Annotated in this window: 12 protein-coding genes and 1 pseudogene; 6 read left to right on the top strand and 7 right to left on the bottom strand. The window is 72.2% G+C overall.

The features are described from left to right. Window positions 1-3 precede the first annotated feature (3 nt). Window positions 4-273, bottom strand: a complete 270-nt coding sequence (locus ACQB60_RS20110; RefSeq protein ID WP_496927391.1) for a nuclear transport factor 2 family protein — start codon at window positions 271-273, stop codon at window positions 4-6. On the opposite strand from ACQB60_RS20110, the gene ACQB60_RS20105 reads away from it, so the two are divergent. Both ACQB60_RS20105 and ACQB60_RS20100 read left to right on the top strand, forming a co-directional pair. Further along, a complete protein-coding gene (locus ACQB60_RS20105) occupies window positions 205-807 on the top strand; it encodes a LysR family transcriptional regulator (protein ID WP_496927390.1) in 603 nt (200 codons plus the stop codon). The two genes, ACQB60_RS20110 and ACQB60_RS20105, sit on opposite strands and share 69 nt — an antisense overlap. Window positions 808-1,025: 218 nt before the next feature. Continuing rightward, window positions 1,026-1,388 carry a hypothetical protein gene (locus ACQB60_RS20100; RefSeq protein ID WP_496927389.1) on the top strand — a complete coding sequence of 121 codons (363 nt, stop codon included), beginning with the start codon at window positions 1,026-1,028 and terminating at the stop codon, window positions 1,386-1,388. 25 nt (window positions 1,389-1,413) lie between these two features. Here ACQB60_RS20100 and ACQB60_RS20095 read toward each other — a convergent pair whose 3' ends face one another. From ACQB60_RS20095 to ACQB60_RS20085, 3 genes are all read right to left on the bottom strand, one after another. Beyond that, window positions 1,414-3,117, bottom strand: a complete 1,704-nt coding sequence (locus ACQB60_RS20095; RefSeq protein WP_496927388.1) for an FAD-dependent oxidoreductase — start codon at window positions 3,115-3,117, stop codon at window positions 1,414-1,416. 94 nt (window positions 3,118-3,211) lie between these two features. After that, window positions 3,212-4,267 (bottom strand): AurF N-oxygenase family protein, encoded by a 1,056-nt coding sequence (locus ACQB60_RS20090; protein WP_496927387.1) that lies wholly within the window; start codon window positions 4,265-4,267, stop codon window positions 3,212-3,214. Window positions 4,268-4,292: 25 nt separating this feature from the next. Next, entirely contained in the window at window positions 4,293-5,825 is a 1,533-nt protein-coding gene (locus ACQB60_RS20085) for a flavin-containing monooxygenase (protein ID WP_496927386.1), read from the bottom strand. A gap of 332 nt (window positions 5,826-6,157) precedes the next feature. Here ACQB60_RS20085 and ACQB60_RS20080 point away from each other — a divergent pair, with 332 nt between their 5' ends. Continuing rightward, on the top strand, window positions 6,158-6,859 hold the full coding sequence (locus ACQB60_RS20080) for a TetR/AcrR family transcriptional regulator (protein WP_496927385.1): 702 nt from the start codon (window positions 6,158-6,160) through the stop codon (window positions 6,857-6,859). A gap of 31 nt (window positions 6,860-6,890) precedes the next feature. Continuing rightward, complete coding sequence (locus ACQB60_RS20075; protein ID WP_496927384.1) at window positions 6,891-7,631, top strand: nucleotidyltransferase domain-containing protein; 741 nt, start codon at window positions 6,891-6,893, stop codon at window positions 7,629-7,631. A gap of 37 nt (window positions 7,632-7,668) precedes the next feature. Here the strand turns inward: ACQB60_RS20075 and ACQB60_RS20070 are convergent, their stop codons facing one another. Beyond that, window positions 7,669-8,523: an SDR family NAD(P)-dependent oxidoreductase gene (locus ACQB60_RS20070; RefSeq protein ID WP_496927383.1), complete on the bottom strand. Its 855-nt coding sequence runs from the start codon at window positions 8,521-8,523 to the stop codon at window positions 7,669-7,671. 58 nt (window positions 8,524-8,581) lie between these two features. On the opposite strand from ACQB60_RS20070, the gene ACQB60_RS20065 reads away from it, so the two are divergent. Beyond that, window positions 8,582-9,250, top strand: coding sequence for a TetR/AcrR family transcriptional regulator (locus ACQB60_RS20065; protein WP_496927382.1), 669 nt, complete (start codon window positions 8,582-8,584; stop codon window positions 9,248-9,250). Window positions 9,251-9,428: 178 nt separating this feature from the next. Here ACQB60_RS20065 and ACQB60_RS20060 read toward each other — a convergent pair whose 3' ends face one another. Then, window positions 9,429-10,406, bottom strand: coding sequence for a pyridoxal-phosphate dependent enzyme (locus ACQB60_RS20060; protein ID WP_496927381.1), 978 nt, complete (start codon window positions 10,404-10,406; stop codon window positions 9,429-9,431). A gap of 136 nt (window positions 10,407-10,542) precedes the next feature. Then, entirely contained in the window at window positions 10,543-11,277 is a 735-nt protein-coding gene (locus tag ACQB60_RS20055) for a TioE family transcriptional regulator (protein ID WP_496927380.1), read from the bottom strand. A 58-nt stretch (window positions 11,278-11,335) separates the two neighbouring features. On the opposite strand from ACQB60_RS20055, the pseudogene ACQB60_RS20050 reads away from it, so the two are divergent. Next, window positions 11,336-12,562 (top strand): annotated as a pseudogene (locus ACQB60_RS20050) (erythromycin esterase family protein). Window positions 12,563-12,567 lie beyond the last annotated feature (5 nt).

The raw sequence follows: 12,567 nt of genomic DNA, 5'->3' as shown, positions 1-12,567 counted from the left end.
GGGTCACCGGTCGGTCAACCAGGTGTTGTCGATGCGCAGGTGCCGGATGACCCAGCGGTCGTCCTCGCGCACCAGGTCGACGTCGTAGGGGTTCTTCAGGAGGGCGTGCTTGGCCGGGTCTGCGACGAGGAGGTGCTGGGCCTCGGCCAGGGCGGTGAGGCGTGCGGTGTCCCCGTCGATGGAGATGCGCGGGTTGGTGACCTGGTGGGTGGTGTCCACACGGCCGGTGAACATGCCCAGGATCGTGGTGACGATGGTGTCGCGCCCGCTCATCAGCGGCGGCTTGGCGCCCCACTTGGCGGCGGCCGGGCGGAAGTCCAGCTCGGCGCCGGCACCGGCCGCCGTGTCGAACTGCCGCTGGCGGGGCGGCAGTTGTACGAGGGGATACGCCCCGCCTGGTCGCAGATCACCGCGGCGTTCGAGCGGGCGGTCGACTCCGGGCGCGGCCTGACCGGCGCGCTGCGGGTCGCCTTCAACGGACCGGCCGCGAGGCAACTCCTCGTCGGCGTCACGCAGTTGTTCCGTGACCGGCACCCCGACTGCGACGTCCGGATCCGTGAGGCCGATCCGTCGGAGGTCCTGCCGTGGCTGCGCGCCGGTGAGGCGGATCTCGCGCCGGCCTGCCATCCGGTGCGGGAGGAGGACGTGGCCATGGGCCCGGTTCTCGTACGGGAGGCACGCATGCTCGCCGTTCCGGCGGGGCACCCCTTCGCCCGCCGGGCGGCGCCTCATCCCTCTGAGTCGCCTGCTCTGGCGCTCCGACGGCGCGACGGCCCGCGTCCGCGCCTTCAGCGACGCCGCCCTTGAAGTGGCTCAGGGACAGCTGAGGGCAGGCGACTCAGAGGAGGGAGGCGCCGCTCGGAGAGGGCGGAGGAGCGTGGAGCCAGAGCCCCACCGTCCCCTCCCCCAGGGTCCGTTGAGGCACACGAGGCGCCGTGCGCTAACGTGTTCGACTCTTGATCGTGTCCGGATGGATGTGGATCTCCCCGGACACATTCCGACAACAAACAAGACGGGGACGACATATGAGACTCAGGCAGATAGCTCCCGCCATCGCGTCGATTGCCCTCATCGGGTCCGCCATGACCGGTGGTGTCGCCGTGGCCGGCACGCCCAAGGCCGCCGGCACCACGGCCGCGTCCGCCTCCCCCTCCGCCGCCGAGTGCGTCTACGTCGAGGCGGCCGAGAGCGTGAAGATCCGTAAGACCAAGGCGGTGAACGGCACCGCGCTCGGTCTGCTCCCCAAGGGCTCCAAGGCATGCTCGACGGGCTCGACCTCCGAGGGCGGGTCCTACAACCTCTGCGGCCACAAGTCCAAGACCTGGAAGCCGATCTCCTACCGGGGTATCCGCGGCTGGATCCCCTACTACTGCACGCGCGGCCTGTAGTACCCGGCCGTCCCGCATCGCACCCTCAGCTCCCGTCGGCCTCGCCCTGCAAAGAGGCTTGAGGCCGACGGGAGTTGACGGGTGCACGCGTCTCGCGCCCTGCCGCCGGGCGCGCGGCATCGAGCAGCGCCTCCCCTTCCACGATCTTCACGCGCGGGCGTCCCGCGCGCGCACCCGCGGCTCGCTCGGCGCGGTCGATCGCCCGCCAGCCGTCGAGCCCGACGGCCCCCGGGGGCCGCGCGGCGGGCGACGGTGAGGCAGTCAGCCGACCCGCCTCGAAGTCGTCGAGGAGGGCGGCCACCGTCTCCTGTGCGCAGGACTTGTTGGTGCCGATGAATCCCGTACTGCCGCGCTTGATCCAGCCCGCCACATAGACGCCCGGCTCGACCCGGCCCCGCTCGTGCGGGACAGTGCCGGTCGCCTCGTCGAAGGGCAGCCCCGCCACGGGCTGGGCGCGGTAGCCCACCGCGCGCAGCACGAGCCCGGCCTCAAGGGTCTCAAAGGGCTCAAGGGGCTCAAGGGGCTCGTTGCGCTCAACTTCCACCGTGGAGACCGCCCTTACCGTGCCGTCCTCGTCGGTGCGCAGTTCGTTCCGTACGACTTCCAGGCCCTGCACCGCTCCCCCGCCGGCTATCCGCGCCGGACTCGTCAGGAAGCGCAGGACGATGCGGCGGCGCCCCCTCACCGGTGTGCGGGCGGCGAGTTCAGCGAGGATCTTCGTCTTCGGCGTGGCCTCCGCCTCGACGTCCTCGGGCCAGCCCTCCACCACGATGTCGATGTCGTCGACTGCCGCCAGGGCGATCAGTTCCGGGAGGGTGAACGACGCCTCGGCCGGGCCGCGGCGGCCGAGCACGACGACCTCGCGGATGCGGCTCGCCCGCAGGGCGGTGAGGGCGCTGTCGGAGATGTCGGTGCGGGCCAGGGTCTCGGGGTCGGTGGTCAGGATGCGGGCGACGTCCAGGGCGACGTTGCCGTTGCCGATGACGACCGCCCGTTCCCCGTCCAGCGGGTAGGTGGTGGCGCTGTGGTCGGGGTGGCCGTTGTACCAGGCCACGAAGTCGGTGGCGGAGTGGCTGCCGGGCAGGTCCTCGCCGTCGATGCCGAGGCGGCGGTCGGTGGCGGCGCCCACGGCGTAGATCACGGCGTGGTGGTCGCGCACCAGGTCCTCGTGGTGGAGGTCGCGGCCGACTTCCGTGTTGAGGCGGTACGTGAAGCCGGGCTGGCTCTCGATGGCGCGAAAGAGCCGGGCCACCTGCTGGGTGTCCTGGTGGTCGGGGGCGACCCCGGCGCGGGCGAGGCCGTAGGGGGTGGGCAGCCGGTCGTACACGGTCACGCCGACCCCGGAGTGGCGCAGCAGTTCGTCGGCGGCGAAGAGTCCGGCCGGTCCGGCGCCGACCACGGCGACCCTCAACTCGCCCTCGGGCTTGCGGCGTCCGGCGGGGACGAGCGCCATGGGGGTGCGGTCGGCGTGCGGTGCGGTGTCGTAGTAGGCGCGGTTGAGTTCGAGGAACGGCAGCTCTGCGGGGGCCAGTTGCGTGTGCGGCTTGAGCGCGTCGACCGGGCAGGCCGTGGTGCAGGCGCCGCAGTCCACGCAGGTGCGCGGGTCGACGTAGAGCATCTCGGTCTCGCCGAAGCCCGGTTCACCGGGGGCGGGGTGGATGCAGTTGACCGGGCAGGCCAGCACACACGACGCGTCGGCGCAGCACGACCGGGTGACGACGTAGGGCATGGGGAGGGAATCTCCGTTCAAGGACTGCGAGAGCCGGGGGGGGGCGGCCGGGCGGGCCCCGTTGCGGGCGCGTCGGGGGGCGCCGGTCAGGGGTTCAGGCGTTGCGCGGGGCGGGCTCGCCCCGGTAGCGGGACGGGCGGCCGTCGATGCGCAGCATCCGCCACACCCGCCGGGAGGTCCTGTTCATGAGGCCGATCTCCTCGGCGAGCATCCGTACGTCCGAGAAGAGGTCGCGGAGCAGCTTCTGGCCGTCGGGGGACTTCCAGAAGATGTCCTTGATGACCCAGTGGGGCACGCCGATCTTCGCGGCGGTCCTGCGGTCGGGGACGACGATGACGTCGCCGAGGACGCGCATGATGACCGGGAACGCCACCGACAGGGCGCCCTTGCGCGCCTTTCCGTAGCCGGGGACCTTCTGGCGCAGGAATTCGTGGGCGAAGGAGATGTGCCGCGCCTCTTCGGCGATGTGGATCTGCATCAGGCGCCGCATGAGGGGGTGGATGTCCGCGCCGCCGCGCAGGATCGCCTTCTGGACGTGGTCGATGGGTTCCTCGCCCGCGAGCACGCCGGTGAAGAAGGACTCGGGGAGCAGGGATCCGGCCAGCGGGAGGAAGCGGCTGACCACGCGGAAGGAGCGGCGTCCGCCGGGCACGTCGGCGCCCGAGCGGTTCACGAACTCCTGGAACATCTGCGTGTGGTGGCACTCCTCGGTGACCTCGTGGGTGAGGTAGCGGAACTCGGGGTTCTGGTTGCGCAGCGCGAAGAGGTAGTCCATCACCCCGCGGATGAGGACGTTCTCGAACTGCATGCCCACCTTGACGATGTTGGCGTACCGCCACAGGCCGATGCGGGTGCGGACCTCCAGGGGCTGCCTCTTGTACCAGGGGTGGGCGCCGAGCGGGTCGGCGTCCGGGAGCACCCAGCGGGGGTCGGTCGGGTCGATGGCGAAGTCGGGGTGGTCCCAGTCGATGTCGGTGAACGCGTCGAAGTGGATGTGCACCGACGCCTCGGAGAGGGTCTGCAGCCGCTCGTGGTACGTCAGTTTGCCGGTGTCGTGCGGCGCATGCTGTGCGGTGTCGTGCGGCGGCTTCTTGCCGGTGTCGTGCCGCGTCGGCGCGCCGGTGTTCTCGTACGTGGGTGAGGTGCTCATCGTTCGTCGTCCCTCGCTCTCTCGGTCAGGCCACCTGGGTCCGGTCCTGCTGATCGCTCTCGTGGTGGGGGGCCGCAGGCGTCGCCGCGCGGTCGAAGCGGAGGACGGGGTCCGCGATGGGGGCGCGCCGCAGCGTCTTGCGGTCGCGGTAGTAGTTGTTCCAGATCCGCCACGGGTCGCGGGTGCCCTGGCGGGGCATGATCGCGTCGCCGCGGGCGATGTATCCGGAGGACAGGGACTCCGCCATGACGGACACGTCGGCGCGGTCGGCGTCCGTGGCGACGGGCGTGACCTGGGTGAGGCCCCGCCGCTCCATGTAGGTGAGGAGCCTGCTCACGTAGGCGCTGGCGAGGTCGGCCTTGAGGGTCCAGGAGGCGTTGGTGTAGCCGATGACGACGGCCATGTTGGGGACGCCGTCGAGCAGCACGCCCTTGTAGAGGACGTGTTCGCGCGGGTTGACGGGGCGTCCGTCGACGGTCAGCTCCATGCCGCCGACGAGCTGGATGCGCAGGCCGGTCGCGGTGATGACGATGTCGGCGGGGATCTCCTCGCCGGACTTCACCTTGACGCCGGTCTCGGTGAACGTGTCGATGTGGTCGGTGACCACCGACGCCTTCCCCCTCTTCAGCGCGCGGAAGAGGTCACCGCCGGGCACGACGCACAGCCTCTGGTCCCAGGGCTTGTACGCGGGCGTGAAGTGCCGCATGTCGACCTGCGGGCCGACCTGGGCCCGTACCGCGCGCAGCAGCACCGTGCGCATGAGGCGCGGGGCCTTGCGGCAGGCGGCGTACAGTCCGCGCTGCATGGCGATGTTGCGGGTGCGGCCGACCCGGTGGACGAGCCCGGCCGGGACGCGCAGCCTGCGCAGGACGAGCGAGACGGGGTCGTCCTCGGGGAGCGCCAGGATGTACGTGGGTGAGCGCTGCACCATGGTGACGTGCGCGGCGTCGGCGGCCATCGCCGGGACCAGGGTGATGGCGGTGGCGCCGCTGCCGATGACGACCACGCGCTTACCGGTGTGGTCGAGGTCCTCGGGCCAGAACTGCGGATGGACGAGGGTGCCGCCGAAGCGGCCCTCGCCGGGGAACTCGGGGTGGTGGCCGGAGTCGTAGTCGTAGTAGCCGGTGGCGCCGAGGAGGAAGCGGGCGGTGTAGACCTCGCTCTCGCCGCCGGCCTCGTCCTGCACCTCGACCGTCCAACGCCCGTGCTCGCTGGACCAGTTGGCCCTGACGGCCCGGCGCCCGAAGCGGATGTGTTCCGAGACGCCGTGCGCGTCGGCGGTGTCCTGCACGTACCGGCGGATGTCGGGGCCCGCGGCGAGGACCTTGGTGCCGCGCCAGGCGCGGAAGCGGTAGCCGAAGGTGTACATGTCCGAGTCCGAGCGCACGCCCGGGTAGCGGAACAGGTCCCAGGTGCCGCCGATCCTGCCGCGCCGCTCCAGGATCACGTACGAGGTCTCGGGGTTGCCCTTGCGCAGGTGGCAGGCCGCGCTGATGCCGGACACCCCTGCGCCGACGATCAGTACGTCGACGTCCACATCGGCGTGCTGGTGCTCCATGTCCGTCCCCTTTGCTGCCTGTTGCGCGCTGCCTGGTGCCTGGTACCTGGTGCCGCTGCTTCCGATCGGGCTGTGCCGGGGTGGTGCTGGGAGTGCGCTCGCGACGGGCCCGTGCCTGCCTTCGCCACGGAGCCGCCACCCGCCAACTGCCGCTTCCGGGTGCCGCGTCGGGCCGGGCGGCTCCTCCTCCGTCTGTGCCCGCAATTTACCTGTGTCACTCTGTCGCAGGTACCGCTCAGAATGTGACCTGCGCCACTGACCGTCGCGCCCCGGGGACGCTGCATGATCCCGGGGTCCCTGCATGATCACGGCCGCGGCGTAGGATCCTCGCCGTGGTGAAGAGGAATACGCGCACGGACGAACGCCCGGACGGCCGGGACACGCGGTGGGACGACCATCGCGCCGAGCGCCGCGACCGGGTCCTCGCCGCCGCCCTCAACGCCATTGGCCGCGACGGGAGTTCGGTGAGCGTGGCGGCGATCGGCGACGAGGCCGGGATGCCCCGCTCGGTCGTCTACCGGATCTTCCGCAGCCGCGAGGACCTCGACGAACAGATCCGCGCCCGCATCCTCGACGACCTGATGGCCTCGCTGTCCCCGGCCCTCGACCCCCAGGGCACGATCCGCGAGGCCATCCGCCGCGCCGTCGCCACCTACGTGGGCTGGGCCGCGGAACACCCCCGCCTCCACCAGTTCCTCGGCACGGGTTCGGCCAGCCGCCGCCCCGCGAACTCCCGCGTGGTCACGGACACGCGCACGGCCATCGCCCTGCGCCTGACGCGGCTCCTGGACATCTACGCCGAGCGCCTGCTCGACGGCGCGCCGGCACCCAAGGGCTTCAGCCTCAACCTCGCGTTCGGCATGGTCGGCCTGGTGGACGCGGTGGTCAACCGCTGGGTGAACCACCCCGAATCACGCAGCTCCACCGACGACTTGACCGACTTCCTGAGCAACGCGCTGTGGGGCATGCTCTCGGGGGCCACCGCGGGCGTAGGGGTCCAACTCGACCGGGATCAGCCGCTGACGGCGCTGTGAAAGCCCGGCCGAGCTGGCACGATCAACACGCATGAACAGTCAGAACTCCCCCATGCCCGCTGCTACCGCCGCCATAACGGACGAAGCCCTCCACCTGGTCACGGCCCGCTTCCCCCACGCGTTGGGCGCCGTCCTCGGCGGCTCGGCCGCCCAGGGGCGCGCAACTCCCCTCAGCGACCTGGACCTTGCCGTCCTCCTCCCCCACGACGACGCCTCCCGCCGTGAAGTCATCCGCCACGAGGGCCGCCTGGCCGAGCTGTTCCTCCACACCGTGGCGGACGTCGGCGACGCCTTCGAGCGGGAGCGCACCCACCGCAGAGGCACCCTCGTGCACATCTACGCCCAGGGCCTGCCCCTGCTGGACCCGCACGGCGACCTGGCCCGCGTCCGCACGCAGGCGCGCACCGTTCTCGCGGCGGGACCCGTCCCGCTCACCTCCGCCGAGTGGGCTCGCGGCCGCTATCTCCTCACCTGCTTCATGGACGACCTGCTCGACACCCCCAGGACTGACCGCTACGACCAACTCGCCGTGGCCGACCACACGGTGCGCGAGGCGGCCCATCTCCTGACCGCGCACCACGGCGTCTGGACGGGCATCGGCAAGTGGCTGCCGCGCAGGCTGCTGGGCGCCGACACCCCGCGAGGCACCGCGCTCCTGGAGGGGCACCGGCTCGTGGCCGAGCGGGGCGACCCGGGGCCGTTGGCAGCGGCGGCGGAGGCGGTTCTGGACCTGGTGGGCGGGTCGCTCAGGGAGGGTTACGTCCAGACGTAGTGAGCGACAGGTCCGCCCGCGCGGGCACCGCCTTCCCCTACGCGACATCCGCCGGGAGTTCGACGGGGTGCTCCGCGCCGAAGTCGGCGGAGACGGACACCTCCTGCCAGGCTTCGGCCTCGGCCAGCTGCCGCCGCGCGTGGTCCAGCGCCATCCGTGCCGCGTCTCCGCCCAGGGGCAGGTGGGCGGGGAGGTGGTCGCGCTTGACCGTGCGGACGAGGATGTCGGCGGCGCGGTCCGGGTCGCCGGCGTCGCGGGCCCGGTCGGTGAAGGCGCCGACGGTCTTCTGGTACTCCTCCGGGACGGCCTGGATCTCCATGGAGGAGCCGGCCCAGTCGGTGGCGAAGCCGCTGGGCTCGACGACGAGGTAGCGGATGCCGAACGGCGCGGTCTCGGTGGCGAGGACACGGGTGAGCCCGTCAATGGCGAACTTGGCCGCCTGGTAGGAGCCGAGGCCCGGGGTGCCGCCCACCCGGCCGCCGATGGAGGAGAACTGCACGACGGTGCCGCCGCCTTGGGCCCTCAGCAAGGGAAGGGCCGCCTTGGAGACGTTGTACACGCCCCAGAAGTTCGTCTCGAACTGGCGGCGGAAGTCGTCCTCCGGGGCCGTCTCGACCGGGGCGACGTTCGCGTACCCGGCGTTGTTGACGATCACGTCGACGCGCCCGAAGCGGCCCTGGGCGGCCTCCAGCGCGGCGGCGGCCGCCTCCGCGTCGGTCACGTCGAGGGCGAGCGCGAGGACCTTGTCGCCGAACTGCTGCACCAGGTCGGCGAGTTGCTCCGGCCTGCGGGCGGTGGCGACGACCTGGTCACCGGCCTGGAGAGCGGCGACCGCGAGGGAGCGGCCGAAGCCGCGGGACGTACCGGTGATGAACCACGTCTGGGTTGTCATGCAGATAGCAAAACACCGTTTCGTTAATAGCGCAACCTCGTTGCGCTACGATGCCGCCATGGCCAGCAGCAGGAGTCAGAGTCAGCCCACGCGGGCCCGGAGCCCCGAGGCCAAGCGCGCCCGCGAGGCCGCGATCCTCGACGCGGCGGCCCGCCTGGCCACGGCGGCGGGCATCCGGTCGGTGACGCTGACCGACATCGCCGCCGAGGTCGGCATGCACAAGTCGGCGATGCTCCGCTACTTCGAGACGCGGGAAGAGATCTTTCTGCGACTGGCCGCCGCCGGGTGGGTGGAGTGGTCGCAGGCGGTGCGCGGGCAGCTCGCCGACGGCGGCGGCAAAGGGGCGGACCTGACCGCGGTCGCCGAAGTACTGGCCGAGTCACTGGTGGCCCGACCCCTGTTCTGCGACCTGCTCGCCCACACCCCGCTGAACCTGGAGCGCAACGTCTCGATGGAGACGGTCCGTTCGTTCAAGCTGACCGCGGTCGCCGAGGCCAGGGCCGTGAGCGAGGCGCTGCGCGAGGTGGCCCCGCTCGATCCGGAGCAGGCCGTCAACGTCGTCGCCACGGCCACGTCGATGGCCGGGGCGCTGTGGCAGATGGCCGCACCGGGCACCGAACTGCGCCGCCTGTACGAGTCGGACCCGGACCTGGCCCACGCCGTCGTCGACGTCGGCCCCCGGCTGACCGACATCCTCGGCGCACTGCTGCGGGGCTACAGGGGATAGAGCGGGCGGGGCGGGCAGAGCAGGACGGCCGCGCGCCTGGTCGCCGCGATCACCGATGCCGTGGCGGGAGCGCTCGACGACGAGGTACGCGAGCACGTGGCGGTGAGCCTGGTGTCTGTCCCCGAGGGGCGCTCCGGCCACGGCGGCCGCTTCGCCTGATCGTTCACCGGCCCCGGACTCAGGGCTGGATCCGCAGCAACTCCCCTGCCCTGCGCACCGCTTCCCCGTGGCCGAAGAGCCCCGGCAGGCCGCCGGTGTGGAGCAGCACGGTGCGTTCGCCGGGGCGGATGTCGCCCTCGCGTACGGCGGCGATCAGACCGGCGGCGGCGCGGCCGGTGTAGACGGGGTCCAGGATCATGCCCTCGGTGGCCGCGACGGTCGTGAGGGCGTCCAGGACCGGCTGGTGCAGTACCGCGTACGCCTCGCCGACCTGGTCCCCGCGCACCCGCAGCTCCGCCACCGGCTGTGCGCGGCCGGTGAGTTCGCCGAGGAACGCGGCGGCCGTGGCCGCCGGGTCGGGCAGGGCGCCGACGTCGACGCCCAGGACGCAGCCGGGGCCGAGGGCGGCGAGCAGTCCTGCCATGGTGCCGCCGGATCCGAGGGCGGTGACGACGTGCCGTACGCCGGGCTGCTGGTCCAGGATCTCCCGGCCCGACGCCAGGTAGCCGCGGGCGCCGAGCGCGCTGGAGCCGCCGAAGGGGACGAGGCAGGGGCGGGCGCCCTGGGCGCGCAGCGCCGCACAGGTCTCCTCCGCCGCCTTGGTCAACTCGGCGGCGCCCGACGCCCCTTCGGCCCGTACGATCCGGGCTCCGAGGAGGGCGTCGAGCAGGAGGTTCCCGGCGACCGGGGGCGGGGCGGGCGCGGCGTCCGGCATCACCAGGACCGCGTCGAGGCCGGTGCGGGCGGCGGCCGCGGCGGTGAGGCGGGCGTGGTTGCTCTGCGGGCCGCCGGTGGTGACGAGGGTGTCCGCGCCCTGCGCCAGGGCGTCGGCGACCAGCCACTCCAGTTTGCGGACCTTGTTTCCGCCGCCGCCGAGGCCGGTCAGGTCGTCGCGCTTGATCCACAGGTCGTCGGCGTGCAGCCCGACGGCCTCGGCCAGGCGGGGTGCGGGCTCCATCGGCGTCGGCCACGTCGACAGCGTCAGCTTCTCGGGCATCCCGGGCCCTCCTTCTCGTCTCGCGTGCCAGGAGGCACCGGGTGCGCAGCGGGGCGCGTGTGCCCGGCCAGCCTGTCAGCCGTCGTCGACATCCCGTAAGTCTCAGCCGCCTGCAAGTCTCAGCGGTTCGTACGTCTCAGCGGGCGCGTTCGTGCAGGTACGCGTCCAGTTCGGCGGCCCCGGTCAGCATCGCGCGTCCGCGGGCCGACAGCCGTCCGTGCCAGTCGCGCAGGGTGGCCGCCAGCGGTTCGAGGCCGCCCGCCGCCCGCACCTGGGCGATCAGCGGGGCGATCTGGTCCAGCGGGTAGCCGCCGCGCCGGAGTTGGTGCGTCAGCCGGGTGTCCCGTACGTCGGCCTCGTCGTAGACGCGGTACCCGGTGTGCGGGTCGCGGCGCGGGCGCACGAGTCCGGCGCGTTCCCAGGTGCGGAGCGTCGCCGGGCGGATGCCGAGCTCCTGCGCCAGGGGGCCGATGAACCGGCTCGCAGCCCCGGTCGCCGCGCCGGGCTGCTGGACCGTGGCCGGTTCCAGTCCTTGCAGGGCGCGCTCCACGGCCTGGAGGGTCCGCCGGTCGTCGAGGAGTTGGGCGTGGCTCTCGTCGACGAGGCGGAACGCCTCCTCGAGCTCGTCCCTGTTCACGGTCTGCATGATCGACGTCGCCGTGGGGTGGCCGTGGCCGGGGACGAGGGCGAGAAACGCGCGCAGGGCGGCGGCGTGCAGCGAGGTGTAGGTGCGGTAGCCGGTCGGGGTGCGAGCGGCTGCCGGAAGGATGCCGGCCTCTTCGTAATTCCTGATCGCCTGCGTGGACAGACCGTGGGCGCGGGCCAGATCGACCGGCCTGAGCCGTTCCTCGCTTTGAAGCTTTTTCCCCATGCGGCCGACGATACCGCGGAAAAGTTTCCACCGGATGTTCAACGATACCGTTGAAGGCATGGCTACCGACATCAAGGACACCGACGCCCACCCCGTCGAGGCCGCCGCCGTCATGGGGCTGCTGCGGGCCCGGCCCCGGCTGCTCGCCCTGGGCGAGCCCACGCACGGCGAGGACGCCCTGCTCGAACTGCGCAACGGCCTCTTCCGGCAGCTCGTCGAGCAGGAGGGCTACCGGACGATCACGATCGAGAGCGACTGCGTGAAGGGCCTTGCCGTCGACGCCTACGTCACCTCGGGCACGGGCTCGCTCGACGAGGTCATGGAGCACGGGTTCAGCCACGGCTGGGGCGCCTCGGCGGCCAATCGCGAACTCGTGCGCTGGATGCGCGCCTTCAACATCCGCTCCGACTAGGAGGGTCGGCCCGCCTCCGAGCGGCTGCGCTTCGCCGGGTTCGACGGACCGCTGGAGATCACCGCGGCGGCGAGCCCCCGCCAGTCCCTCACCGCCCTCCACGCCTACCTCGCGGCCCACATGGAGGCCGAGCTGATCCCCTGCACCGCGGAAACGCTCGACCGCTTGCTGGGCAGCGACGACCGCTGGACGAACCCCGACGCGATGATGGACCCGTCCCAGTCGGCGGGGCAGTCGTCCGAGGCGGCCCAACTCCGGGTGCTGGCCGACGACTTGGGCGCACTGCTCGACATGCAGACACCACACCTCGTCACGGCGGCCTCACGTGATGACCGGGACCGGGCACGCCTGTACGGGCGCACCGCAACCGGCCTGCTGCGCTACCACCACGCGATGGCCGACACATCACCGTCGCGCATGGCGCGGCTGTGCGCGCTGCGGGACCTGATGATGGCCCACAACCTCCTCGCCCTCGCCGACCGGGGCCCGGCCCTCGTGCACGCGCACAACTCCCATCTCCAGCGGGACAAGAGCTCGATGCGGATGTGGCAGGGACGGGTGGAGTGGTGGAGCGCCGGCGCGCTGGTGAGTTCCCGGCTCGGCGCCGGGGCGTACGCCTTCGTGCCGACGGCCCTCGGCACGATCCGGCACCAGGGCGTGGACACCCCGCCGCCGGACACCCTCGAAGGACTCCTGTACGCGCTCCCGGACGACGAGCGCTGCGTCCTCGACGCCCGGCACCTGGCCGCGGCCCTCACGGACACGCCGCCCGTGCCCCGCGTGTCCCCCTGGTTCGGCTACGCCCCGTTCGATCCGGCCCAGTTGGCGGCCAGTGACGGGCTCGTGTTCGTCAGGGACCTCCCGCAGCCGTAGGACGT

This window comes from Streptomyces odontotermitis (genome assembly GCF_050510915.1).
Taxonomy (GTDB): domain Bacteria; phylum Actinomycetota; class Actinomycetes; order Streptomycetales; family Streptomycetaceae; genus Streptomyces.
The sequence above is the reverse complement of the archived record's forward strand: the minus strand, read 5'-3'. Positions and strand labels throughout refer to the sequence as shown.